Genomic DNA, 24,270 nt, shown 5'->3' with positions numbered 1-24,270 from the left:
GCCATGATGATCTACCTGCAAAAGAGAGTAATAGATCAGAACGGCCGATCGCCGTCAAGCACTGAAAATAGCAAAATTAGGTGCGGAATGACGGCTTTATTGAGCAAGGATTGCACCACGTCCGGCAGTGACGGGGCCTCCTCCTGCTGGCCGAATACCCGGCTGGCACACGACGGCAGATAGACCACAGCGCGCTCGCTGGATCCGTCATGGCTCCCCTCCCCTTGCAGCCATTGGTAGCGGCTCGGCCCCGGCAGGGTGGGCAACCAGGCGGGGGTGCGCTGGCCGCTGAGCTTGCGCACGCCCCCCACCAATCCTGCCAGCGCCTTGTCTCCCAGCAGCTTGCCGGCAATGGCTTTGAGGCCGAGAGACCCACGGGCCGCGCGGGTAACGCCGGCGAAGTGATCGGCGCTCCAGCGGGCGATGGGCACAAAGCGCTGGTACTTTTCGCTACGCAGCTTCTTGATCAGGCTGCCAGTGTTGATGCCCACCGGGCAGCGATCGGCGCACAGCCCGGTGGCGGCGCAGGTATCGATGCCCTGATAGTCAAATAGCTGGGCCAGCTGGTTGGAGGGCTCATCGGCACGATTGCGGCGGGCCAGTTCGCGGTAAAGCACGATGCGCTGGCGCGGCGACAGCGACAGGGTGCGCGAGGGGCAGACCGCCTCGCAAAAGCCGCACTCGATGCACGGATCCACGATGGCATCGCTCGCCGGCATGGGCTTGAGGTGGGCCAGGTGGGCCTTGGGGTCATCGTTGATGATGACGCCAGGATTGAGCAGGCCGTCCGGGTCCAGCAGCGCCTTGATGCGGCGCATCAGCGCCACCCCCTCCGGCCCCCATTCCAGCTCCACATAGGGGGCCATGTTGCGCCCGGTACCGTGCTCTGCCTTGAGCGACCCGCCAAAGCGCACGGCGACGAGCTCCGCCACCGCATCCATAAAGGCACCGTAGCGGGCCACCTGCGCCGGATCATCGAACCCCTGGGTAAAGACGAAGTGCAGGTTCCCCTCCAGCGCGTGGCCAAAGATGATGGCTTCACCGTATTCGAAGCGATCGAACAGTTGCTGCAGCCCCGCCACCCCTTCGGCCAGACGCTCGATGGGAAAGGCGACATCCTCAATGATGACGGTGGTGCCGGTGGTGCGCACCGCCCCCACCGCCGGGAAGAGCCCCTTGCGAATGGCCCAGAGCCCAGCACTGTCGCCGGTAAAGGGCACAGAGGCGACCTGGGCGAACTCGGCCGCCATGGCCATCACCTGCTCGCAGCGATCCACCAGCTCCTCTTTCGATTCCCCATGCACTTCGATCAGCAAGGCGCAGGCAGCCAGATCCAGCGCCTTGATAAAGTCCGGCAGGCCGGGCTTGCCCGCGACCGAGCAAAGGGATCGTCCATCCATCAGCTCCACCGCCGCCACCGGCGCACTTTTCAGGCGCGAGGTGGCCAGACAGGCCTGCTCGGCGTCCCGGAACACCAGCAGGGCCGAGGCCTTGTGGGGGTATTCGGGCACGGTATCGAGCACCACCTCGGCGATAAAGCCGAGGGTCCCCTCCGAGCCGATCATCAGGTGGGTGAGGATATCGACGGGGTCCTCATGATCGAGCAGGGCATTGATGGCGTAGCCGGTAGTGTTCTTGAGCCGGTACTTGTGGCGGATCTTGGCGGCAAGCTCGGCATTCGCCAGCACCTCGACGCGCAGGGCGGCGAGCCCCGTGAGCAGCTCCGGACGCTTGGCCGCAAAGGCGGCGCGACTGTGAGGGTCGCCGCTCTCCAGCACGGTGCCATCGGCCAGCAGCAGGGTCATGGCATGCAGGGTGTGATAGCTGTTGTGGGCGGTGCCGCAGCACATGCCGCTCGCGTTGTTGGCGGCGATGCCGCCGAGCTTGCAGGCATTGATGGAAGCGGGATCCGGCCCAATCTTGCGGCCCATAGGCGCCAGATAGCGGTTGGCATCGGCGCCGATCACCCCGGGTTGCAGGGCAATGCGCGCCCCCTCGTCCATAATGCGGTGGCCGCGCCAGCTGTCGGTCAGGGTGATGAGCACCGAATCGCTCAGGGCCTGGCCCGAGAGGCTGGTGCCGGCGGCGCGAAAGGTGCACGGCAGGCCCAATTCGCGGCACACCGCCAGCACGAAACGCACTTCATCCAAAGAGTCGAGGCGCACGATGCGCTCGGGCACCAGCCGGTAGAAGCTGGCGTCCGTGCCGTGGGCCAGCCGAAGATCCGGGTCGCTCACCAGCCGCTCCGGCGGGATGCGCGAGAGCACGGCGGCGTCAAATTCATTCCAGCGCATCAGCAATCCTCCACCAGCACCACCAAGAGGCGGCTCGGGCCGTGGGCGCCGTAGGCCAGGGTCTGCTGGATGTCGGCGGTCTTGGAGGGGCCGGAGACCAGCAACAGATTGGTGGGCATGGCCTGCTGCCAGCGCCCGATCGCCACCAGCCCCGCCAGGTTGTCGGCGATGGTTGAGGCCGCCAGCAGGGCGATATGGCAGGGGGGCACAAGCGAGAGGGTGCGCGGCTCGCCGCCATCGGGCAGCAACACGAGCGTGCCGGTGTCGGCGATGGCGCCCGCGCAGTGGGTGATGCCCGCCTGACAGACGTCGAACAGATCGTCCTTCCAGCTCGCGAACTCGCCTGCGGGGGTCAACACAGATCGCCCGGCGCAAGCGGCCGCGACCTCCTCCTGCCAACGGCCGCCCTGACCACAGGCCAGACTCGTCACGCCCTCTTCATCCAGCCAGACGGCCAGATCCCGGGCCAGGGTTGCCTGTTGGACTGTGAGGATCTCGGCGTGGCTGGCGCTGATCCCGGCAACAAAGCGCTCACGCCGCGCCTGATCATCCTCCCCGCGCCAGGGCTGCCAGCCATGGGGGGCGTGGGCCATGGGGGTGGCGGCGCCGCGCAGGCGGCTTAATATGGCCTCTTTGCTCGACATCTCAGGACTCCTTCTTCTTCTGGCGCAGCAGGGCGTGCAGGCTCTGGGGGGCGGGTTTGGGGGCTTCGCGGCACTGGGTCCAGGGGCCCAGGTGTTTGGGCATCAAGCCCCGCAGGCGACCGGCCACCCCGGTTGCGGCGTGGTAGAGGCGCGGGTGGGTGGCGGCAAAGGCAAAGCCCTGCATGGCAAGGGTTTCGAGCCGGCTCCTGGCCGCCCCCTGCCCCGCCAGCGGTTCGTGGCCGGGCTGGGCGTCGTGCTTGGCCTCCCGGCGCAGGCGCTGCAACAGGTCGGGAATGGGGATGCGGACCGGGCACACCTCGCCGCAGGCACCGCACAGGCTCGATGCGGTCACCAGATCGCTCGTGCTCTCTAACCCCAGCAGGTGGGGGGAGATGATTTTGCCGATGGGGCCCGGGTAGATGGTGCCGTAGGCGTGGCCGCCGATGCGGGTGTAGACCGGGCAGTGGTTCATGCAGGCGCCGCAGCGGATGCACTGCAAGGTCTTGCGCAGCTCTTCGTCCCGGTAAGCCTGGCTGCGGCCGTTGTCGAGCAGCACCAGGTGCACCTCGTCCGGGCCGTCCAGCTCCCCAGCCCGGCGCGGGCCGCTGATGACGTTGAAGTAGGTGGTAATGGCCTGTCCGGTGGCCGAGCGGGTCAGGGCGCTGTAAAGGGGCGGCACGTCGCTCAAAAATTCCACCACCTTCTCGATACCGGTGATGGCCACGTGCACTTTCGGCACCGTGGTGCACATGCGCCCGTTGCCCTCGTTCTCCACCAGACACAGGCTGCCGGTCTCGGCCACCGCGAAGTTGACGCCGGAGAGCCCCATGCCGGCGCGGCGAAACTCTTCGCGCAGGGCCCGCCGCCCGGTCTGGATCAGGGCGTCCACGTCCGTGGTGGGGGTGAAGCCTTCCAGGTTGCTTGCGAAGGTGTCGCTCACCTCCTGCTTGTTCTTGTGGATGGCGGGCATGATGATGTGGGACGGGGTGTCGCCGTCGAGCTGGACGATAAACTCCCCCATGTCGCTCTCAAGGCAGCGGATGCCGTGGCGCGCCATCTCGTGGTTGAAGCCTACCTCCTCGCTCACCATGGACTTGCCCTTGACGATGCTGCTCACCCCGTTTTTTTGGGCGATACCGAGGATGATGGCGTTGGCCTCGGCCGGCGTCTGGGCCCAGTGCACCCGGATGCCGTTGCGCTCACAGTTGGCTTCGAGCTGCTCCAAAAGGTCCGGCAGGCGCGAGAGACAGCGCTGGCGAATTTGCTCCGCCGCATCGCGCACCGCCGCTTCTTCCTGCGGGTCGGCGAAGGCATCCCGGCGCTTGGCGCGCAGGTAATCCATGGCGCCGCGAAAATTCTGGCGCAGCACGGGGTCGGCCAGGGCCGCCTCGGCCTGGGGATGGAAGCGGCGCGGCGAATACTTGGCGTGATCAGACATGGGGCTGGGCCTCTTTGGTATGAGCCAAATCGCTAACAGCGGCGCCGTTATGAGCTATTTCGTCACTGTCGGGGCGGCTGTGGGCGAGCAGGAAGCTCGCCAGGTGGGTGGCAGGCAAGATCCTGCCCTGATAGGCCAGGGATCCCTTGATGTTCAAGAGGCACCCCCAGTCGGCGCTCACCAAGGTGTCGGCGCCGGTGGCCAGCAGGTGGCGGGTCTTGTCCTCCACCATGGCCTGGCTGATGTGGGGGTGGCGCACCGAGAAGGTGCCGCCAAAACCGCAGCACTCGCTCTCGTAGGCCTGTTCATGCAAGGTGACGCCATCGAGCTGCCCCAGCAGGCTGCGGGCCGTGGTGTGTACCTGCATCTCGCGCCGGGCCGAGCAGGAGGTGTGCATGACGATGCTCGCCTCCCCCACCCCGTGCCAGCGCACCCGGCAGACCCGGGCCAGAAACTCGGTGAGCTCGAACACCCGATCGCAAAAATCGGCCACCTCGGGGCTCTCGGGGAAGAGGCGGCGGTAGTGGTGGTGCATCATGCCGCCGCAGGAGCCCGACAGCACCACCACCGGCCAGGGCTCGGGGAAGAGCGCCATCTGGCTTTGCGCCACCTTGCGCGCCTCCTCCTCGTGACCCGAGGTGTAGGCCGGCTGCCCGCAGCAGGTCTGTTTCTCGACAAAGTGCACCCTTATCCCTTCCCGCTCGATCAGGGCGATGGCATCGAGCCCCGCCACCGGGTCGAACAGGTCCACCAGACAGGTGGCGTAGAGATAGACATCGGCCGGCTTGGCCGGGTAGACCCGCATTACCTTCATCACTTGCTCTCCTTACTTGAGCTGCAGCAGTGCGTCCGAGATGTGGAAGCTGTACATGAGCACCAGCCCGATAAGGCCGGTGACCAGCAGGTAGTAGAGGGTCGGCAGCGCCGTCTTGCGCAGCGTCGCCCCCTCACGGCCGAGCAGCCCCACGGTGGCCGAGGCCGCCACCACGTTGTGAATGGCGATCATGTTGCCCGCAGCCGCGCCGACTGCCTGCAGGGCCAGCATGGCGGCGGTGGAGACCCCCAGGGTCTGGGCCACCTCGAACTGGAACTGGCTGAACATCATGTTCGATACCGTGTTGGAGCCGGCGATAAAGGCCCCCAGCGCGCCGATGGTGGCGCTGAGCGCAGGGAAGAACTCCCCCACCAGCCCGGCGGCAAAATTCGCGGTGGTCACCGGCATGCTGGCGAGATCCGCCCCGTTGACGCCGGAGTTGATGAAGATGCGCACCATGGGCACGGTGAAGATGAGCACGAAACCGGCGCCGATCAGGGTGCGGCTGGACTCCCCCAATGCCCGACCGAAGGGGGCGAGGGAGCGCGACTGCAGCCAGGTGGCGAGCAGGGCGCAAAGTACCAGCAGGCCCCCCGGCAGGTAGAGCGGCTCAATGGAGGAGCTGACCCCCTTCTCACCCAGCAGATCCGTGAAGGCGAGGCTCACCGACAAGAGGCTTGCCTTGAACTCCGGGCTCACCCGGCTCGCCACCAGCAGGAGCGCCAGCGCCACATAGGGGAGCCAGGCCAGCATGAGCGACATGGGGCGACCAGCGGCCTCTTTGAGATCGAGCTTGAGGGAACCCAGCCACTCGGCGGGCCACTCGTTCTCGGGGGCGAAATCCCAGGAGTTCTTGGGCACCAGAAAACCGGCTCGCGCCGCCGTCACCACCAGGGCCAGCCCCACCAGACCGCCGATGAGGGACGGGAACTCGGGGCCGAGCAGCATGCCGGTGAGGGCATAGGGGACGGTGAAGGCGAGCCCGGCGAATATCGCGAAGGGCAGGATGGAGAGCCCCTCTGTCCAGCTGCGGTTGCGGCCGAAGAAGCGGGTCAGCATCATCACCATCAGCACCGGCATCAGGGTGCCGACGGTGGCGTGAATGAGGGCCACGTTGGTGGTCACCTGCTGCAAATAGATGTCCCAGCTGCTGCCACCGGCGCTCAGGGTCTGGCCGATGGCCTGGTTATCCAGCCCCTTGTTGATGCCCACCAGGATGGGGGTGCCCACCGCGCCGAACGACACCGGGGTGGACTGGATCATCATGCCGAGCAGCACGGCGGCCAGCGCCGGAAAACCGATGGCCACCAGCAGCGGCGCGGCGATGGCGGCCGGGGTGCCAAAACCCGAGGCCCCTTCGATAAAGGCGCCGAAGCACCAGGCGATGATGATGGCCTGGATGCGCCTGTCCGGCGAGATGTTGGTAAAACCGCCGCGAATGGCGGTGATGGCGCCGGTGTGTTTGAGGGTGTTGAGCATCAGGATGGCGCCGAACACGATCCAGAGCACGGTCACCGTGATCACCAGCCCCTGCAGGGTGGAGGCGAAGACCCGGGTTGGGCTCATCTGCCAGCCCCAGAGGGCGATGAACACGGTCAACAGGAAGGCGACGGGCATGGCGCGCTTGGCGGGCCAGTTGAGGCCGACCAGCAGCACGGCGGCCACCAGGATCGGCGAGAAGGCCACCAGGGCCAGCAGGGTGTCTGTCATCATTGCGTCCTTGTCCAGAGGGGTGCAGAGGCGCACCTTGTTGTTGTTTTGTTAAGCGGACGTGACCTTACCCTGTTCCTTTTTCGCGATATATGGAAATAATGAACAACATTCGTTCCAAAAGTTGATCAATATGGCCAGTACCGACGACCTCATCCTCTTCGCCCAGGTGGTGGAGGCCGGATCCTTCAGCAAGGTAGCGGAACAAAATTCCCTGACAAATTCAGTGGTTAGCAAGCGGATCGGGCGTCTTGAGGAGGAGCTCGGGGTCCAGCTCCTCTATCGCACCACCCGCCGGCTCACCCTGAGCGAGGCGGGCAAGGCGCTCTATCAAGGTGCCAAAAATGTGAAGGCCGCCGCACTGGACGCCTTCGACGCGGTGGCGGGATTTGGTGAAAAGGTGAGCGGTCATGTGCGGATGTCGGTGCCCACCATCTCGGGGGAGCTCTTGCTCGCCGATGCGGTGGCCGATTTTTGCCAGCAGCACCCGGGGCTCACGGTGGAGATGTCGCTGGACAACCGCTTCGTCAACCTGGTGGAAGAGGGGTTCGATCTGGTCATTCGCACCGGCTATCTGGATGACTCGAGCCTGATTGCCCGCCACATTCTCGACTCCCAGTGGGTCATCTGCGCCGCCCCCGCCTATGTGCGCCGCTTCGGGGCGCCGCGGGAGCCGTCAGACTTGCTCGCCCACAACTGCCTGCGCTACGCCTACCAGAGCACGGGGGCCTCGGAGTGGGCCTTCAAGGGGGAAGAGGGCAACTATCTGGTGTCGGTGTCGGGGAGCTTTTCAACCGACAACGCCGGCGCCCTGCGCAAGGCGGCGCTGGGGGGGCGCGGCATCGTCTATGTGCCGCGCTGTCTGGTCTATCACGACCTGATGCAGGGGGATCTGGTGGACTTGTTTCCCGACCGGGTGGGCAAGAAGCTCGGCATCTACGCCGTCTACCCCTTCACCCGCCAGCCGCCGCGCAAGATAAGGCTGCTCATCGAGCACATCCGCCAGCGCTATCTGGAGATTGGCCACTACTTCCTCTGAGGCCCTTGTCGGGCCTCAGAGGGCGGATGACGCCGCCTGACGGGAGAGAAACGCCAGGGACTGGCGGTTGAAGTGATCCGGCTGCTCCACGTTGCAGACGTGGCCGCACTTTTCGATGATTTCGAGGCGGCTGTAAGGGTCGCGGGCCACCTGCTCGCGCACCGGGGCGAGGAACATGTGATCCTCCTCCCCCATCACGTAGAGGGTGGGAATGGGCAGGGCCCGCTCGCGAAAGTAGCGCATCAGGGGGTTCACCTCGGTGGCGAGACGGAACCAGCGCTTGAACTCCTTCTGGCACAGCTTTCTGGCCTCGCGCACGAAGAGGTTGCGGGACTCCTGATGGTGCTGGCGCGGCATGATGATGAAGGCGAACAGGCGGTAGAGCCACATGTAGGGCAGGAAGTGCTGGCCGAGGCGACCAAGCTGCACCAGCACCCGGGAGCGGATGTCGAGACGCAGGATGGCGCCGCCGAGCACCATGCTCTTGACCCGCTCGGGGCGAAGCTCCGCCAGGTGGCGGATGAGGATGGTGCCAAGAGAGATGCCGACAAAATGGGCGTGGGGGATGCGCAGGTGATCCAGCAGGCGCAGGATATCCTCGGTCACGGCCCGAAAGCTGTAGTGCCCCTTTACCACCTGCTGCAGCTGGTTGGACTGGCCGTGACCGCGAAGGTCCAGCAGCAGCACGTTGAAGTGCTCCCGGTAGGCCCGCAACTGCTTGAACCAGATGGAGGAGCTGCCGCCCGCACCGTGCACGAACACCACCCAATCCCGATCGGGACCCAGTTCAAAGGTCTTGTGGTACAACATCTCATGGGCTCCCGGGGTGATGGGGGGTATACTCGGCGCGCATATTAACAGAAGGCTCACCCCGGTGAACATGCTTCCACCATGATCGGACCAGCCTGGAGTCCCCATGACCCTCGTTCAATTGCGTGAATTTTTGCTCAGCCAGCCCGGCGCCACCGAGGACACCCCCTTCGGCCCGGAGATCCTGGTCTACCGCATCGCCGGCAAGATGTTTGCCCTGGTGGACTGGCAGGCGGAGCCCCTCTCCATCAACCTGAAGTGCGAACCCGAGCTCGCCCTGCTGCTGCGGGAGATCCACCCCGAGGTGAAACCGGGCTGGCACATGAACAAGCAGCACTGGAACACGGTGACCCTGAGTGAAGGCCTGTCTGACGATCTCTGGCAGGGCTGGATAGTCCACTCCTATGAGCGGGTGGTGGCGGGTCTGCCCAGGGCGAAGCGGCCCCAGGCCCCCCGCGCGACCATCAGGGAGGGTTGATCCATGCCGTCTCTTTCTTCTCCTCGCATCGTCCCCCTCGAGGAGGCGCACATACCAAGGCTTTTGGATCTGTTCGAGCAGTCGGTACGCCGCCTGGGGCCTGCACACTATAGCCCGGAGCAGGTGGAGCAGTGGGCCAGGGGCGCCCATCACCCGGGGCTTGCCAGCCAGTTGCGCGAGCACCATGGCTGGGTCATCGAGCAAGACGATGTGCCCCTTGGCTTTGCCACCCTGAGCGATGACGGTCATCTCAGCCTGCTCTACGTGAGCGCGGATCATCCGCGCCAGGGGCTCGGCACCCTGCTGCTGGAGCGGGTGCTGGCAGCCGCCAGCCAGATGGGACTTGGCAGCCTCACCACGGAGGCGAGCGCCTTCAGCCTCGCTCTCTTCCTGCGTCACGGCTTCCTGCTGACCGGATTGGAGACGGTGGAGCGCGGCGGTGTCCAATTTATCCGCCATCGGCTCCACTGCCGCTTGCCATGACGGGTTCAGCCACTAAAATACGCACCATTTCCCCAAGGCAATGAAGAAAGGGCAGCCATCATGGTGGTAGAGAGCGACGGTTACATTGCGCTGATCGAGTATCTGGTAGAGAGTCTGGGTCTGTTCGAGAGCCAGCAACAAGGCGGCGGCGCCCAGACCATCGAGGATCTGGTGAGCAGCCGGGTGGCCGACAACCTGATGGCCATCTGCGAGCAGAACCCCCAGCTCGACCCCAAGGTGCGCTTCCTGATCATGCAGGAGGCCGATGCCGTGGTCGCCGACCTGGAAGAGGTGCTCTCCGCCGTCTGGTTGTCCGCCCCCAGCGAAGCCCAGCAAGCCTTCCTCATCGAGTTCATCGACCTCATCAAGAACCTGTTCGACAGCACCATCAGCTGACCCCCCCCTGCCGTGACGGCAAGGGGACGAGATGCAATGAGGCGAGGAGTGAGGCGGGACGCCCAATGAAAAGGGCCGCCTCATCGGGCAGCCCTGCTTGCTAGCATTGTCAATTCATCGCGCTTGTCAGAGTAATGAATTTCGGGGCAAAAAAATGTGTCTGGTCTTGGCAACCATCCGTGGTCGCTACCCTGTTGGTCAGCCAGGGTTCAGTTTAGTTCCCCACCTGACGCATTTTTTTCAATTATTTTTCATCACAATGACACGGGGGCCTGATGGCCCCCGTGGTATGCAATGACGCCTCAGCGATTCAGGCTGGGAGGCAGGCAGACGCCGATGCCCCCCAGGCCGCAATACCCCTCGGGATTCTTCTCCAGATATTGCTGGTGATAATCCTCGGCGTAATAGAAGGGGGCCAGCGGCAGGATGCGGGTGGTGATGGTGCGCCCGTCACCGCTCGCCGTCATGGCCTGCTGGTAGGCGGCCAGGCTCTGCTGGGCAATCGCCTCCTGGGTGTCGTCCCCGACGAAGATGACGGAGCGATACTGGGTGCCGATGTCGCCACCCTGGCGCATCCCCTGGGCCGGATCATGGTGTTCCCAGAACAGCTTCACGAGATCCCCATAGCTGATGACCTTGGGATCGAACACCACCTGCACCGTCTCGGCGTGGCCGGTCAGGCCGCTGCACACCTCCTTGTAGGTGGGATTGGGGGTCAGCCCCCCCTGATACCCGGCGGCGGTGGAATAGACCCCGGGCTGCTGCCAGAACAGACGCTCCACACCCCAGAAACAGCCCATGCCGAACCAGGCAAGCTCCATCCCCTCGGGCCAGGGCCCCTGGGTCGGGTGGCCGTTTACTGCGTGCACCTGGCCAATCTCCAGCGCTTCCCGCCGTCCCGGCAGCGCCTCTGCCGGTGAAATAATCTGCTCCATATGCCCTGTCCTTGTATAAAACCCCGCGCAATGCGGCTGACGAAAAGGAACACCGAAGATATCAGGTTATTAGCCCGGATCAACCAGGGAGCGGCCCCCGGGGCGACCCTCCCGCCCTCGCCTGCGTCTTCCCCTCCCCGCCCGCACTGGTCAAAATGGCGACAAAAAAACACCAAGTCGATATTTAGTCTTGATTTGTGAATTTATTTTCATATATTGGGCAAATTGCTGCTTTTTTATGGAATGAAACACGTGCGTGAACGCGAACCCAGCTTGGTCCATGCCTTTCGGCAATCCACCCCTTATGTCAATGTGCACCGGGGTGCCACCTTCGTCCTGATGATCGGCGGGGAAGCCATTTGTCACCCCAATTTCGCCAACATCGTCAGCGACATCGCCCTGCTGCAGACCTTGGGGATCCGCCTGGTACTGGTGTTTGGTTCGCGTCCGCAAAATGACGAGGCCCTGGCCCGCGCCGGCATCCAGGCCCAGTATCACAAGCGGATCCGGGTCACCGACGATGCCAGTTTCGCCATCATCAAGCAGGTGTGCGGCGGTCTGCAATACGACATCACCGCCCAGCTCTCCATGGGGCTCGCCAACACACCCATGCAGGGGGCCCGCATCAGCGTGGTGAGCGGCAACTTCGTCACCGCCCAGCCGCTGGGTGTGGATGACGGCATCGACTTCTGCCACAGCGGCCGGGTGCGTCGCATCGATGTGGAGGGGATCACCCGCCAGCTGGATCAGCACGGCCTGGTGCTCATCTCCCCCATTGGCTGCTCGGTCACCGGCGAGAGCTTCAACCTGAGCTCGGAAGAGGTAGCCCGCCGGGTGGCGGTGGATCTCAAAGCCGACAAGCTCATCTGCTTCAGCAGCACCCAGGGGGTAATGGACAGGCACGGGGAGGCCATCTCCGAGCTCTTCCCCGAGCAGGCCGAAGAGCTGCTGGTGGCGCTGGAGCAGGCGGGGGAAGAGATGTCAGGCACCGCCCGCTACCTGCGCGCGGCCATCGCCTCCTGCCGGGGTGGCGTACCCCGCTCCCACCTGGTGAGCTATCAGGACGACGGCGCCATGCTGCAGGAGCTGTTCAGCCGCGAGGGGCTGGGTACCCAGATCGTGCGCGAAAGCGCCGAGCGGGCCCGGGCCGCCACCATTGAGGACATCGGCGGCATCCTGGATCTCATCCGTCCGCTGGAAGAGGAAGGGATCCTGGTGCGCCGCTCCCGGGAGCAGCTGGAGATGGAGATAGACAAGTTCACCATCATCGAGCGGGACGGCCTCATCATCGGCTGCGCCGCGCTCTATTGCTTCATGGAAGAAGCCATGGCCGAGATGGCCTGCGTCGCCATCCACCCGGAGTATCGCAACTCCAACCGGGGAGACACCCTGATCGCCAAGGTGGCCGAACGGGCCAGGCGGCTCGGCATCCGTCGCCTGTTCGTGCTCACCACCCGCTCCATCCACTGGTTCCGGGAGCGGGGCTTCGATCCCCTGGAAGTCGAAGATCTGCCGGTGGAGCGCCAGCGCTTCTACAACTGGCAGCGTCGTTCCAAGGTTTTGTCCAAGACCATTTCGTAACTGATTGATCTTGTGCCTGGTTACCGTCAATTTTGTTCTTTTTTACGAACTCGATTGACAGTGCAATCCAGACCAAGGTATTTGTACATGCACGCCACCTGTCACAGGTGGCACCAGAAGAGGAGCGCTGCCCAGGCAGCCCAGGGGAGGACACCAGTGTCCGGTGAACTTGGGTCAGGGGGAGCAGCGCCGAGACGAGGCGAGTGACTGGACACCGCCACGTCGGCTGCGGGGGCTGAATCCCCCGGGTTGTCATCGGTAGTGGTCATCCCACACCGCGCCCCACTTGGGGCGGGTACGGGATGGGCTCTGCAGGTGGAGTGCTTCTGGCCGGGATCCTCGCGTTTTCCTGCCATTTTTTGCCTCCTCCTCTCTATTTGCCCGATGAAACCGGATTTTCACCTTGAGACAGGAGTATGCAATGAACCCGATCAATGTCGCCAAGTTTGGCGGAACCAGCGTCGCCAATGCCGCGGCCATGAACCACTGCGCCGACGTGGTGCTGGCCAATCCGGCGACCCGGGTGGTGGTGCTGAGCGCCAGCGCCGGCGTCACCAACCTGCTGGTGAGCCTGGCTCAGGGTGAACTGGACGAAGCCGGACAGGATGCCCAGCTTGCCAGGCTTGCCGACATCCAGCTGGCCATTCTGGCCGCCCTTGGCAACCCGAGCGACGTGAGCGCCCTCATCCATGCCCAGCTCGGCGACATTCGCACCATGGCCCGTCAGGCCAGTCAGCACACCGACGCCGAACTCGCCGATCGCCTCATCGCCTGCGGCGAGCTGATGTCCACCCGTCTCTTCACCGAACTCCTGCACCAGCGCGGGGTCAAGGCCCAGTGGCAGGATGCGCGCCAACTGCTGCGCACCGACAGCCGCTTTGGCAAGGCCACCGTGGATCTCGCGGCGACCCGCGCCCTCTGCCAGCAGGCGGTGGGCCCGTTGCTGGGTGACAGCCTGGTCATCACCCAGGGCTTCATCGGTGCCGACGGCGATGGCCGCACTACCACCCTCGGCCGTGGCGGCTCCGACTACAGCGCGGCCCTCCTGGCCGAGGCACTGGACGCTGGCAGCATCGAGATCTGGACCGACGTGCCCGGCATCTACACCACGGATCCCCGCCTGGTTACCCGCGCCCGCCCCATCCCCGAAATCAGCTTCGTGGAGGCGGCGGAGATGGCCACCTTCGGCGCCAAGGTGCTGCACCCGGCTACCCTGCAACCCGCGCTGCGCCAGGACATCCCGGTGTTCGTGGGCTCCGCCAAGGATCCCGCCGCCGGTGGCACCTGGATCCGCGCCACCACCCGCAGCAACCCGCTGTTCCGGGCCGTGGCCCTGCGCCGCCAGCAGGTGCTGGTGACCCTGCACAGCCTCAACATGTTCCACGCCTACGGCTTCCTGGCCGAGGTGTTCGGCGTCCTGGCCCGTCACCGCATCTCGGTGGATCTCATCACCACCTCCGAGGTGAGCGTCTCCCTGACCCTGGATCACACCGGCAGCCAGAGCAACGGCGAACCCATCCTGAACGACAAGGTGCTGGCGGAGCTCGGCCAGCTGTGCAAGGTGGAAGTGGAGACCGGTTTCGCCCTGGTGGCGCTCATCGGCAACCGCATGAGCGAAGCGGCCGGGGTGGGCAGCCAGGTGTTCGACGCCATCCGCGAGCACAACATCCGGATGATCTGCTACGGCGCCAGCGCCCACAACCTCTGCTTCCTGGTCAAAGAGGACGAGGCGGGCCACATCGTCAACTGCCTGCACCGGGAACTGCTCGACTGAGTCGCCCCGGCGCTGGCACACCACAAGCCTCGTCCGCCCCATCACCCGGGGCGGCCTTCCCCACTCAGCAAAGAGGGGCGCCGCGGCGCCCCTCTTGTCACTCTTCTTTCACCATCAGCTGGTGACCAGGGTGGCCCGGGTGGGCAGCAGATTGGCCCGGATCTGCTCGCGCAGCCCTCCCAGCCGTTGCAGCAACCCGGCCTGACCGAGCCCCGCTTCGTCAGGGGCCAGATTGTCCACCAGGGCCGGGAAGTGCTCCCGTACCGCCTGCTCCAGCCAGTCGAGACGGCGCAAGGTGAGCGGGCCGCAGCTCTTGCCGCTGAGGTCGTCCAGGATGTCGAGCCGATGGCTGCGGTACATGTCGCGCCACCAGTTGGCCGCCAGCGCCTCGTCGCTTGCCAGCGCCGCACTCCACTCCCCCACCAGTCCCTGCATCCGCGCCAGCACGGGGGCGCTCGCCCCCTCCCGCGACAGGTATTGCAGCTCTCCCCTGGCCCAGGCGAGGCAGAGCTCGCGCCAGCGGCGAAACAGCGGCAAGGGATCCGCCTCGTCCAGCCAGAGCCCGGAGAGGGTGCGGGTTTCCAGCCGCTCAGGCACGTGGAAGTCGGGATCGGTGAGGCCGTTGGAGTTGAACTCGTGCAGGGGATCGAAGGGCCACATGTAGCCAAAATCGAACACCGAGATATGCTGGCCGTCATCCAGCAGGTTGCCCGGGCTCGGATCCCAGTCAAACCAGCCCCAGCGGGCCAGCTCCGCCTCCACCGCCAGCATCTGCGCCAGGTTGCGCTCGCAGAGCGTGCGCACCGGCTCCCCCCGCAACCAGGGGGAGACCAGCACCCCGGCCCGGGCGGAGCCGAAACTGGTACAGACCACGTTGGAGAGGATGGTGGGGTGCAGCTCCCGCAGGCTCTCTATCTCCCGACGCCGCTCCAGCTCGGTGAGAAAGGCGGTCTTGCCGTCCACATTGGCCACCAGAGAGTCCTGGCGGCAGCGTTTCAGGCACCAGTGGTGCCCCTCCACCTTGAGATGGAACACCTCGGCGGTGAGCCCGTGACCGTAGACCTTGACGACGTCCGGGTGATCCTCGGTCAGCCGGACGAGCTGGGGCAGCGGCAGGGGGCAGTCCCGCTCCCGCCCGATCCGGATCTCTTCTTTGCTCTCCAGCATCTGGAGCAATCTGGCCTGACGCGCCGCAACTTTGGGATTCATACATGTACCTCCAACCGTTACTGAGAGACTAAACAGCGCCCCCCTCCCAGACCAGCAGCAAAGGCTCATGATGACGCTTTCATCACAGAATGAGTGCCCCTGGCGGATCGGGATCACAAATTGCTTCACAGTGCTCATCACGGAATATTCATCTTGTTGTCATCAAATTGACATCAAGGAACAAGCCACGCACCATCGGGTCAAAATAGAGGCAGTCGTCGCTGCCATGACCGCTCCAAGGATGAGCCCTTATGAATGCCCCCGTCACCGGCCACCGCCCCGCCTCCCAGCCCCTGGCCGGGCTGTTGCTGGGTCTGCTGACCGCCCTGCTGCTGCTGACCCTCGCCCTGCCGCTGCTCAACCCCGTCAGCTGGCTCGGGCGTGCCGCCCCCCTCATTCTGGGCCCGGCGGATCAGCCCATCGCGACCCTCAATCGCTACAGCCTGCTCTACAAAAGTGACAACCGGGGCTTCTATCTGGTGGTGCGCAGCCAGTGGCAACTGCTCAAACCCCTGCAGGAGGGAGACAAGGTGCGGGTGGAGCTGCTCAACGACAAAGGGGTGCGCATCGATCAGCTGAGCCAGGCGGTGGACAAGCGCCAGAAGTGCCGCAAGGAGCGCTGCACCCTGAGCCTCAACAGCGCCCTGCGCGCCCCCGACGACGCCCTGGACAGCCGCTACCAGCTGCGCATCGGGCTGCTGCTGGCAGACAGGCCGGAGAGCGCCGAATACAGCCAGATCCTCCAGACCCTGCCGGAGCGCGGTTTCAACCTCCTCTACCTGATGACCAGCCTGCTGCTGGTGCTGCTGGTGAGCGCCGCCGTGCTCAAGACCCTGCTGCCGCGGCTGCGCCGAAGCTACCGCGCCCGGGTGGCAGGCAGCCTGCTGCTCGGCAACCTCACCTTCGTGCTGCTCCACGGCTTCGTGGTGTTCAAGCTGGGGGAATTCCTGTTCTGGTCGGGCTTTCGGCCCGAGCACTACTACCTCGCCTGGGGCAGCATGGTGCTGGGCTGGAGCCTCTGCGCCCTCGCAGGCTTCAGCCTCTATATGGGGCTGCTCTTCACCGCCCTCTCGGGCATCGGGCTGCTCGCCAACTTCATGAAGATCGCCATCTACGGGGTGCCGCTGGGGGGGGACGATCTGGGCAACCTGCTGGCCCTGCTGCACATCCTGCTCGATCAGCACCCTGTGGTGCCGGTGCTCGTCGTGCTGGGGCTCCTCTTTCTGGTGTGGCGCTTAGCCCTCTCCCGCTGGATCCTGCGGGGCTTGCTGCGCACCACCGCCGCCACCGCCGCCTTCTTCGCCCTCTGCGTGTTCGCCACCCAGACCGGCAACAAGCTGCTCGGGGCCAACATCCGCTACGTGGACAGGGCGGTGAACTACCACAGGGACATCATCCGCGCCGGCCCCGGCCTCTACCTGTTCAACCTGGTGGACGAGATGCTGCAAAGCGGCAACGTGTTTCGCTACCCCTTGCAGATCAACGAGCGCACCCCGGAGCTGAGCCTGCCCGCCCAGCCCAGGGCTCCCAGCTTCGATCTGGTGATCGTGCTGCAATACGAGTCGCTCTGGCTTGACTGGCAGGGCCGTCTCTGCGCCCCCGCCCCCATCTTGAGCCTGCCCGCCAGCGTGGCCCAATGGCGCAAGACCATCCACTCCCCCACCACGGGGGGCATGACGGTGCTGGCGGAGTTCGAGATGAACACCGGCCTGCCGGTGGGCCTGCTCAAACAGGGGGTGGTGCCCTACTACTACCTCTCGGACAAGGTGCCCGGCCTTGCGCGCAGTGCAGCCCAAAGCGGCTACCAGACCCTGTTCGCCCACCCCTATGTGGAGAAGTTCTGGGGCCGCGCCAAGGCGATCCCGGCCCTCGGCTATCAGGAGCGCTGGTTCGATACCCGCTTCACCGCCCTCGAGCACAAGGGGCTCTACATCTCCGACGATGCCCTCATCGATCACCTGCTCAAACGCAGCAACCAGGACGATCAGCCCCTGTTCGCCTACGCGGTCACCATGCAGGGGCACGGCCCCTTCGACGGGGATCGCTACCGGGCCCAGCAGCGCAGCGGCGCCTGCCCGGATCAGAGCCCGGCGGATACCCAGTTGCTCAACACCTACTACACCGGGGTGGTGGATGCCATGGCCTCCCTGGAGCGGCTGCTCAAGACCCTGGACAACTCCGGCAAGCGCTACCTGGTGGTGGCCTTCGGGGATCACCAGCCCTTCCTGATGTCGGCGGGCAAGGGTATCCACGGCACCAAACCGCCACGGGATGCCAGCTACCAGATCCCCATGATGGCCTTCACCCGGGCCGGGGACGGGCTGGATCTCGCCCGCCAGTTCGGCCCGGTGCGCCAGCTCTACCAGATGGGGCAGGCCACAAGGCAACTGCTGGCGGGGGACCTCACCCCCATCCGTGACCAACCCCTGCTCCACCCGGTGCTCGGGGAGGAGAAAGGCTTCGACCCCTCCCCCCTGGTGCCGCAGATCCGCGCCAGCTTCCGGCCCGATGCATTGCCCTGATCGATTGAGACACGAGGGACACAGATCCTTGCAACACCTTCCGGGCCGATGCCCTGCCCTGATCCGAAGCGAAGTAGCAGACGACAAAGAGGTCGCCCGAGCGGCCTCTTTGTCTATGTGCCGATGCAACTATGGCAGGCAGTGCAGTGACTCACTCCCCAAGCCAGGACTCGCACAGGGTGAGGCTCTGGGCATCGAGATCCAGTTCGGCCTCGATGCCAAGGGGCAGGGTCAGCATGGGGTGGGTGTGGGCACAGTCATACTCCGCCAGAATGGGGAAGGTCGGCTCCCCCACGACCTCCAGCAGGATGTCGAGGGGCCGCCTGCCGCTGCCCTGGCTGTCGAACAGCTCGTGCTTGCCGAGCACCAGGGCACCGATGCGATCAAACATCCCGCACAGCTTGAGGTGGGTGAAGGCGCGCTCCACCGTCTCGGCGGTTTTGAGGCTGTCTTCCAGCAGCAGAATGTCGCCCCGCTCGATGGACGGCATAAAGGGGGAACCCCAGATCCCTGCCAGGGTATTGAGGTTGCCGCCAATGAGCCGACCCCGCATCCGGCCAGTGCCCACCGAGATCAGCCGGTTTGGCCAGCACTGCTTGGCCCGGGTCTGATGCTCCCAGTCGAGCCGCTCCTCGGTCCATTGCGTCGGAGTCGGCAACCGGTGGGGCAGGCTGGCGCCACCGGCCATGCAAACGGACAGGAAGCCGGCCAGGGTCTCGTCCACCAGCGGCGAGAGCTCGCCAAAGGAAGCCACCAGCGCCGGGCCATAGAAGGTGACGAGGCCGGTCTGGGCATGAATGCCGAGCAGCAGGGCCGTTACGTCGGAGTAGCCGATGACTATCTTGGGATCCCGCTTCAGCGCATCAAAATCGAGGTAGGGCAGCAGGGAGTTGGAGTTGCTGCCGCCAATCACCGACATGATTGCTCGCACTTGCGGATCGCGAATGAGGGCATTGAGCTCGTCAGCCCGCGCCGCGATGGAGCCGGAGCGCCAGTGATCCTGTTCGCCGGTCAGGCTGCCCGCCTTGAGTTCGAAGCCCTGCGCCGCCAGATAAGCCTTGGCGCGAGCAAAGCGGTTCGGCGCCCAGGCGGTGGCTGCGCTGGAGGGGGAGAAGAAACCTATGGTGTCGCCGGGGTTGAGCCCCGGCGGTTTGAGTAAGGTCATGGATGCAGCCCTGCCATATGAGATGAACGCCGCCGGGAAATGCGAGCCCGGCGCCAGACTGCATCCTACTGCGGCCTTTGAACGCCCGGCAAGGGCGAAAAATCGCACTCACAGTGCTCGTTTTTGTTTAGAAAAATTAAATGACTTTCGCTAAATGCACACAAAAACTGAACAATAACAGCACAGATCGCGCCCTTTTCCCGGCTTTAAGGTGCCTATCACGCGCTGATACATGGCCGCGAGGTCAGTTCCCGCCTCTCCCGACGACATCCCGCCGCCGTTCCCCAATAAAAAAGCCGATCTCGCGATCGGCTTGGGCATTGGCTTCTAACGGCGTGAGCGCAGGCTCACACCACCACGGCGGTGCCGCTGATGCTGACCATCAGCATGCTGCCATTCTGGCCCACTACCTCGTAGTCGATGTCGATGCCCACCACGGCGTTGGCCCCCAGCGCCTGGGCACGCTCTTTGAGCTCCTCGAAGGCGATCTCCCGGGCCCGGGCCAGCTCTTTTTCGTAGGCGCCGGAGCGACCGCCGATGATGTCGCGGATGCCGGCGAACAGATCCTTGAAAATGTTGGCGCCGAGGATGGCTTCGCCCACGACGATGCCGCGGTACTCGCGAATGGTCTTGCCTTCCAGGGTGGGGGTGGTTGAGAGGATCATGAGGTCTCCTGTGAGTTGGGCTGGGTGCGCGAAGCACCGTTGCCGTCATGGTAGCAAGGCGTTGGCCAAAGCATAAGCCCGGCGTGGCCAGGGGCTTCAAGCACAGCGCCCGCCAGGTTCATCAAGGAGCCATCCATAGAGCCTGTGTCGTGCCACTTTCCCCCGCACAGCGACCTTGGGCACCGGTGCTGGGGAGAGGGCTTCCGGGCCGCGATGAAAGCGGGGCCTTGATGATGCAGACACGACGGCAGCTGCACCGGCCCTCTGCGTCTTCGCCCTGAACGGCGGCAGGCGCTGCCAGGAGCGCCCCGCGTCGGCCATAAAAAAAGGAGAGGCAAGCCTCTCCTTTTTGATGTTCGCAGCGGCAGCCGCCATGCACTCAGTGCAGCTTCATGCTCGGGCGCAGCACCCGGTTGATGCGGCCCACCAGCATGATGAGGCCGGTCTTGATGTAGCCGTGCAGGGCCACCTGGTGCATCCGGTAGAGGGAGATGTAGACGATGCGGGCGATGTAGCCCTCCACCATCATGGAGCCCCGCATCAGGTTGCCCATCAGGCTGCCCACGGTGGAGAAGCGGCTCAAGGAGACCAGGGAGCCGTGGTCGTGGTAGCGGTAGGGCTTCATCTCGCCGCCGTTCATCTTGGCCAGGATGTTCTTGAACGCCTGGGTCGCCATCTGGTGGGCGGACTGGGCGCGGGGCGGCACGAACTTGCCGTCCGGCTGCGGGCAGGCGGCGCAGTCGCCGATGACGAAGATATTCTCGTCCCGGGTGGTCTGCAGGGTCTCGTGGACCACCAGCTGGTTGATGCGGTTGGTTTCCAGGCCCGCGATCTCCTTCATGAAGTCCGGCGCCTTGATGCCCGCGGCCCACACCATAAGGTCTGCTTCAATCAGCTCCCCATCCTTGGTGTGCAGGCCCTCGGCGGTGGCCTCGGTGATCATGGTGGCGGTGCGCACGTCCACGCCCAGCTTCACCAGCTCCTGATGGGCGGAGCCGCTGATGCGCTCCGGCAGGGCCGGCAGGATGCGGGGGCCCGCTTCCACCAGGGTCACCTTGAGGCTGTCGGTGGTGAGGTTCTTGAAGCCGTAGGCGTAGAGCTGCTCCACCGCGTTGTAGAGCTCGGCGGAGAGTTCGACGCCGGTGGCGCCGCCGCCGACGATGGCGATCTTCACCTTGTCACCGGGCTGGTATTCGGTGGCGAACTGCAGGAAGCGGTTCATCATGCTGTTGTAGAAGCGGTGCGCCTGGGAGGGGCTGTCCAGGAAGATGCAGTGATCCTTGATGCCCTTGGTGTTGAAGTCGTTGGAGACCGAGCCGATGGCCATCACCAGAATGTCGTAAGCCACTTCCCGCTCGTTGACCACCAGGGCGCCGCTCTCGTCGTGGATGGGGGCCAGCACGATGCGTTTCTCGTCGCGCTTGATGTCGGTCAGGCTGCCGAGCTGGAATTCGAAGCCGTGGTTCTTGGCGTGGGACTGGTAGCTCAGGGCATCGATGCCCGCATCCATGGAGCCGGTGGCCACTTCGTGCAGCAGGGGTTTCCACAGGTGGGTGCGATTGCGATCCACCAGGGTGATCCTGGCCTTGTTCTTCTTGCCCAGCTTGCGGCCCAGGCTGGTCGCAAGCTCGAGACCACCGGCGCCACCGCCTACAACGACAATATTCATCATGATGATTTTCCTTGGTTCCTCAAAACGAAAGGGAGCCATTGGCTCCCTAAAACGAAATCGGTTGACGTGATGGCTCAGGCTTCTTTGAAGGCCTTCATCCGTTGCAGATGGTGCGAGATGTTCTTGAACTTATGGGTCTCGCGCTCATCCCATACGATGTCGTAATAGTTCTTCAATTCACGTTCAGTGTCCCGATTATCGCGGATTTCATCCTGAACGGAAAGGATGCACAGGCAGTTTCCTGAATTTTTATTACGAAATTCGGTTACACACTTGGTGCCGATGTCCTCGTACTCTTCCGGCCTGTCGATCTTGCCCTGCATGTTCTCTTCCGGGTGCAGATTGGGGTTGAAGACCACCTGCTTGATGCCGCACAGAAACCCGATCCGCTCGCTCCAGTAGCCACCCAGGCCCACGCCGCAGATGAGGGGTTTGGGATCGGTGCTCATGTCGAGCTGCTTCTTCACTTCCTTGAGCAGATGGCTCATGTCGTGGCGGGGGTGAACCGTGCTGTAGTGCACGAAACGCACATCATCATCGATAAACTGCAACTGCAGCACTTTTTCATGATTGCCGGGGCTGGTGGCATCAAAGCCATGCAGATAGATGATCATGGACAAGACCTCAAAAACTGTGTCGGTTCTATCGAAACTACCCCAGCGACAGGGCCTTGCGCCACCAAAACATCCCACTTTCTTGCTTTGGATCACGCCCCTTCGGGCCACCAAACCGCGCGTCGGGGCCGCTGTGGCAGCGCCATGCCCCAGCGGGACATGGCGCAAACCGGGTCTGGCGAGGTTAACTGCCGCACTGGGCGAAGCGCGCCACCGCCGCTTCCACCAGGGCCAGGCTCCCCTGCCAGAAGGCGGGTTTTCGAATGTCCTGCCCCAAATGCCGTTCGACCAGTTCTTCGGCGCTCATGCGACCTGTGTCTCGCAGCAGGGTGCGGTAGGCCTTCGCCACCCCCTCCTCCCCTGCGGCCTGGCGGCTCATCAGCTGCTGATAGACCCCGAGGCTGAACAGATAGCCAAAGAGGTAGGGGTAGTTGTAAAAACCGAAGCCCGCGATGGAGAAGTGCGCCTTGGCGGCCCAGAACAGGGGGTGATAACGGTCGAGGCTCTGCTCGTACCAGCGCCCCCAGGCCTCGTCGGTGAGCCCCTTGAGCCGGGCCGACGACACATAGCCCTGCTCGCGCTCGGCCACCAGGGCCCGCTCGAAGTCGAAGCGGGCCGGGATGTTGACCAGGAAGGTGGCGGCGCCATCGGCATCCGCCCAGGCGATGGCCAGACGCTCCTCGGCGCTTCGGGCCTGCTCGTAGAGGGCGCTGCGCACCAGGGTCTCGGCGAAGATGGAGGCGGTCTCCGCCAGGGTCATGGGGTAGCTGCGCTGGCTCATGGGCAAATCGCGGATGAGCCAGTTGTGCCAGGCGTGACCGAGCTCGTGGGCCAGCGTGATGACGTTGTCCATGGTGCCCGCATAGGTGATGAAGACCCGCGGCTCCACCGGCTCGGCAAACTTGGTGCAATAGGCCCCGGTGCGCCGGTTGGGGGTGGGGGCGGCATCAATCCAGCCGCGCTCGGCCATCATGCGGGCAAAGTCCCCCATCTCGGGGTCAAAGCGCGCGAAGGCCAGGGCGATGATGTCGACCGCCTCCTCGAAGGGGATCTCCCGGCGGCTGGCGGCAGGGGGCGGCGCAAAGAGATCCTCCGGCCCCAGCACCTCGAGGCCGAGGTGACCGGCCATCAGCCCCAGGGCCCGCTGGCCCAGATGGCGGGCCTGCCAGGTCTCCGTCATCAGGGTATCCAGGGTCGCCCGCTCGATGTGACTCTGGTGGCAGGAGAGATCCAGGGCATCGAGGCGCCGGTGTTTGCCGCGCTGGCGCGAGAGCTCCAGGCGCCAGCCGTTGAGGGCGTTGAGGATGGCTGCCACCGTCTCCTGCTCCCCTTCCCAGCCGGCGCTGATGGCATCGAAGGCCTCTTTGCGCAGGGCCCGATCCGGGCTGGAGAGCAGGTTGCTCGCCTCCGCCAGCCCCATCTCGCGACCCGCGATCACCAGCCTTATCTTGCCCACCAGATCGTTGTAGAGGTTGCCCCAGGCGTGCAGGCCGTCGGTGCCAAGGCCGATGACCAGCTGCTCCGCCTCCACCGGCAGCCGCTGATCCTGCAGGCGACGCTCGTGGCGCAGCCGGTACCCCTCCTCCCCGAGCAGGGGGTCGGCCATCAGTTGCTCAAACTCGGGCGCAGGCAGCCCCAGCATCAGATCTTCGATGGGGGCAAGCGTCTTGAACAGATCCGCATTGAGGGCACGGGCCCGGGAGGCAACCTGCTTGGCGAGGGGATCCCGGGCGTCCTGGCTCCCCTTGCAGGCCGCCAGCACGGCGATGTTCCAGCCGATGTCGCGAATGCGGCGGGCCCGCAGGCGTACCTCCCTGAGGAAGTCCTGCAAGGCGCCTGGGGTGCGAGGCACCTGGGCCAGTCCCTCGATAAAACCGCTCAGCTCGGCCAGGCTGGCGCGGGCCAGGCTCATGTCCGCCTCGAGGACACAGCTGTCGAGGGAGGGGTAGATGTGATCATTTTGCCACTGCTGTGGATAGACTCGTTGTTGCATCGAACGCTCATCGTCAGGGACGGGCCTGGCCCGT

19 protein-coding genes, 1 pseudogene and 1 riboswitch are annotated in these 24,270 nt (G+C 64.7%); of the genes and pseudogenes, 7 read left to right on the top strand and 13 right to left on the bottom strand.

Features of this window, described 5'->3' with window-relative positions:
- Positions 1-92 precede the first annotated feature (92 nt).
- The 5 genes and pseudogenes from PG896_RS12675 to PG896_RS12655 all read right to left on the bottom strand — a co-directional run.
- A pseudogene (locus PG896_RS12675) lies at positions 93-2,294 on the bottom strand (FAD-binding and (Fe-S)-binding domain-containing protein); the annotation flags it as partial.
- A complete protein-coding gene (locus PG896_RS12670; protein WP_161646650.1) occupies positions 2,294-2,938 on the bottom strand; it encodes a LutC/YkgG family protein in 645 nt (214 codons plus the stop codon). The pseudogene PG896_RS12675 and the gene PG896_RS12670, both read right to left, overlap by 1 nt.
- 1 nt (position 2,939) lies before the next feature.
- Entirely contained in the window at positions 2,940-4,376 is a 1,437-nt protein-coding gene (locus PG896_RS12665) for a LutB/LldF family L-lactate oxidation iron-sulfur protein (RefSeq protein WP_270835771.1), read from the bottom strand.
- Positions 4,369-5,190 carry a (Fe-S)-binding protein gene (locus PG896_RS12660; protein ID WP_080989992.1) on the bottom strand — a complete coding sequence of 274 codons (822 nt, stop codon included), beginning with the start codon at positions 5,188-5,190 and terminating at the stop codon, positions 4,369-4,371. Before PG896_RS12660 ends, PG896_RS12665 begins: the two co-directional genes overlap by 8 nt.
- Before the next feature lie 12 nt (positions 5,191-5,202).
- Positions 5,203-6,900, bottom strand: coding sequence for an L-lactate permease (locus tag PG896_RS12655; protein WP_052815658.1), 1,698 nt, complete (start codon positions 6,898-6,900; stop codon positions 5,203-5,205).
- Between the two features lie 61 nt (positions 6,901-6,961).
- On the opposite strand from PG896_RS12655, the gene PG896_RS12650 reads away from it, so the two are divergent.
- The gene (locus PG896_RS12650) at positions 6,962-7,939 is read left to right on the top strand and encodes a LysR family transcriptional regulator (protein WP_080989993.1); all 978 of its coding nucleotides are present in this window, start codon (positions 6,962-6,964) and stop codon (positions 7,937-7,939) included.
- A gap of 15 nt (positions 7,940-7,954) precedes the next feature.
- Here the strand turns inward: PG896_RS12650 and PG896_RS12645 are convergent, their stop codons facing one another.
- Positions 7,955-8,749: an alpha/beta fold hydrolase gene (locus PG896_RS12645; protein ID WP_010674369.1), complete on the bottom strand. Its 795-nt coding sequence runs from the start codon at positions 8,747-8,749 to the stop codon at positions 7,955-7,957.
- 106 nt (positions 8,750-8,855) lie between these two features.
- Between PG896_RS12645 and PG896_RS12640 the strand changes: the two genes are divergently transcribed.
- From PG896_RS12640 to PG896_RS12630, 3 genes are read left to right on the top strand one after another with little or no spacing between them, the layout of a single operon-like run.
- The gene (locus tag PG896_RS12640) at positions 8,856-9,227 is read left to right on the top strand and encodes an MmcQ/YjbR family DNA-binding protein (protein ID WP_039038958.1); all 372 of its coding nucleotides are present in this window, start codon (positions 8,856-8,858) and stop codon (positions 9,225-9,227) included.
- Between the two features lie 3 nt (positions 9,228-9,230).
- Positions 9,231-9,710: a GNAT family N-acetyltransferase gene (locus PG896_RS12635; protein ID WP_029314371.1), complete on the top strand. Its 480-nt coding sequence runs from the start codon at positions 9,231-9,233 to the stop codon at positions 9,708-9,710.
- 60 nt (positions 9,711-9,770) lie between these two features.
- A complete protein-coding gene (locus tag PG896_RS12630; RefSeq protein WP_010674366.1) occupies positions 9,771-10,106 on the top strand; it encodes a DUF3802 family protein in 336 nt (111 codons plus the stop codon).
- Between the two features lie 302 nt (positions 10,107-10,408).
- Here the strand turns inward: PG896_RS12630 and msrA are convergent, their stop codons facing one another.
- A complete protein-coding gene (gene msrA / locus PG896_RS12625) occupies positions 10,409-11,041 on the bottom strand; it encodes a peptide-methionine (S)-S-oxide reductase MsrA (RefSeq protein WP_010674365.1) in 633 nt (210 codons plus the stop codon).
- A 252-nt stretch (positions 11,042-11,293) separates the two neighbouring features.
- Here msrA and argA point away from each other — a divergent pair, with 252 nt between their 5' ends.
- Both argA and lysC read left to right on the top strand, forming a co-directional pair.
- Positions 11,294-12,622: an amino-acid N-acetyltransferase gene (argA, locus tag PG896_RS12620; RefSeq protein WP_010674364.1), complete on the top strand. Its 1,329-nt coding sequence runs from the start codon at positions 11,294-11,296 to the stop codon at positions 12,620-12,622.
- Positions 12,623-12,731: 109 nt separating this feature from the next.
- Positions 12,732-12,956: riboswitch (Lysine riboswitch) on the top strand.
- Positions 12,957-13,043: 87 nt separating this feature from the next.
- Positions 13,044-14,396 (top strand): lysine-sensitive aspartokinase 3, encoded by a 1,353-nt coding sequence (gene lysC / locus PG896_RS12615; RefSeq protein ID WP_052814901.1) that lies wholly within the window; start codon positions 13,044-13,046, stop codon positions 14,394-14,396.
- Between the two features lie 114 nt (positions 14,397-14,510).
- On the opposite strand, the gene PG896_RS12610 is transcribed toward lysC, so the two are convergent.
- Entirely contained in the window at positions 14,511-15,605 is a 1,095-nt protein-coding gene (locus PG896_RS12610) for a hypothetical protein (protein ID WP_010674362.1), read from the bottom strand.
- Positions 15,606-15,856: 251 nt separating this feature from the next.
- Here PG896_RS12610 and PG896_RS12605 point away from each other — a divergent pair, with 251 nt between their 5' ends.
- Entirely contained in the window at positions 15,857-18,127 is a 2,271-nt protein-coding gene (locus PG896_RS12605; protein WP_052814902.1) for an LTA synthase family protein, read from the top strand.
- A gap of 151 nt (positions 18,128-18,278) precedes the next feature.
- On the opposite strand, the gene PG896_RS12600 is transcribed toward PG896_RS12605, so the two are convergent.
- The 5 genes from PG896_RS12600 to PG896_RS12580 all read right to left on the bottom strand — a co-directional run bounded on the left by PG896_RS12600 (position 18,279) and on the right by PG896_RS12580 (position 24,236).
- Positions 18,279-19,292, bottom strand: coding sequence for a S66 family peptidase (locus PG896_RS12600; protein ID WP_139700301.1), 1,014 nt, complete (start codon positions 19,290-19,292; stop codon positions 18,279-18,281).
- A 347-nt stretch (positions 19,293-19,639) separates the two neighbouring features.
- Positions 19,640-19,957: a heavy metal-binding domain-containing protein gene (locus tag PG896_RS12595; RefSeq protein WP_124244354.1), complete on the bottom strand. Its 318-nt coding sequence runs from the start codon at positions 19,955-19,957 to the stop codon at positions 19,640-19,642.
- Between the two features lie 379 nt (positions 19,958-20,336).
- The gene (locus tag PG896_RS12590) at positions 20,337-21,629 is read right to left on the bottom strand and encodes an NAD(P)/FAD-dependent oxidoreductase (RefSeq protein ID WP_041212859.1); all 1,293 of its coding nucleotides are present in this window, start codon (positions 21,627-21,629) and stop codon (positions 20,337-20,339) included.
- Positions 21,630-21,703: 74 nt separating this feature from the next.
- Positions 21,704-22,243 carry an alpha/beta hydrolase YcfP gene (gene ycfP / locus PG896_RS12585; RefSeq protein WP_005331594.1) on the bottom strand — a complete coding sequence of 180 codons (540 nt, stop codon included), beginning with the start codon at positions 22,241-22,243 and terminating at the stop codon, positions 21,704-21,706.
- 184 nt (positions 22,244-22,427) lie between these two features.
- On the bottom strand, positions 22,428-24,236 hold the full coding sequence (locus tag PG896_RS12580; protein WP_270835769.1) for a M3 family oligoendopeptidase: 1,809 nt from the start codon (positions 24,234-24,236) through the stop codon (positions 22,428-22,430).
- Positions 24,237-24,270 lie beyond the last annotated feature (34 nt).

The organism is Aeromonas sp. QDB30 (assembly GCF_027707645.1).
Taxonomy (GTDB): Bacteria; Pseudomonadota; Gammaproteobacteria; order Enterobacterales; family Aeromonadaceae; genus Aeromonas; species Aeromonas caviae.
The sequence above is the reverse complement of the archived record's forward strand: the minus strand, read 5'-3'. Positions and strand labels throughout refer to the sequence as shown.

Coding starts and splice junctions, on each gene's coding strand:
- PG896_RS12670 (WP_161646650.1), bottom strand. CDS start 2,938: ATGTCGAGCAAAGAGGCCATATTAAGCCGCCTGCGCGGCGCCGCCACC.
- PG896_RS12665 (WP_270835771.1), bottom strand. CDS start 4,376: ATGTCTGATCACGCCAAGTATTCGCCGCGCCGCTTCCATCCCCAGGCC.
- PG896_RS12660 (WP_080989992.1), bottom strand. CDS start 5,190: ATGAAGGTAATGCGGGTCTACCCGGCCAAGCCGGCCGATGTCTATCTC.
- PG896_RS12655 (WP_052815658.1), bottom strand. CDS start 6,900: ATGACAGACACCCTGCTGGCCCTGGTGGCCTTCTCGCCGATCCTGGTG.
- PG896_RS12645 (WP_010674369.1), bottom strand. CDS start 8,749: ATGTTGTACCACAAGACCTTTGAACTGGGTCCCGATCGGGATTGGGTG.
- PG896_RS12640 (WP_039038958.1), top strand. CDS start 8,856: ATGACCCTCGTTCAATTGCGTGAATTTTTGCTCAGCCAGCCCGGCGCC.
- PG896_RS12635 (WP_029314371.1), top strand. CDS start 9,231: ATGCCGTCTCTTTCTTCTCCTCGCATCGTCCCCCTCGAGGAGGCGCAC.
- PG896_RS12630 (WP_010674366.1), top strand. CDS start 9,771: ATGGTGGTAGAGAGCGACGGTTACATTGCGCTGATCGAGTATCTGGTA.
- msrA (WP_010674365.1), bottom strand. CDS start 11,041: ATGGAGCAGATTATTTCACCGGCAGAGGCGCTGCCGGGACGGCGGGAA.
- lysC (WP_052814901.1), top strand. CDS start 13,044: ATGAACCCGATCAATGTCGCCAAGTTTGGCGGAACCAGCGTCGCCAAT.
- PG896_RS12610 (WP_010674362.1), bottom strand. CDS start 15,605: ATGAATCCCAAAGTTGCGGCGCGTCAGGCCAGATTGCTCCAGATGCTG.
- PG896_RS12605 (WP_052814902.1), top strand. CDS start 15,857: ATGAATGCCCCCGTCACCGGCCACCGCCCCGCCTCCCAGCCCCTGGCC.
- PG896_RS12600 (WP_139700301.1), bottom strand. CDS start 19,292: ATGACCTTACTCAAACCGCCGGGGCTCAACCCCGGCGACACCATAGGT.
- PG896_RS12595 (WP_124244354.1), bottom strand. CDS start 19,957: ATGATCCTCTCAACCACCCCCACCCTGGAAGGCAAGACCATTCGCGAG.
- PG896_RS12590 (WP_041212859.1), bottom strand. CDS start 21,629: ATGATGAATATTGTCGTTGTAGGCGGTGGCGCCGGTGGTCTCGAGCTT.
- ycfP (WP_005331594.1), bottom strand. CDS start 22,243: ATGATCATCTATCTGCATGGCTTTGATGCCACCAGCCCCGGCAATCAT.
- PG896_RS12580 (WP_270835769.1), bottom strand. CDS start 24,236: ATGCAACAACGAGTCTATCCACAGCAGTGGCAAAATGATCACATCTAC.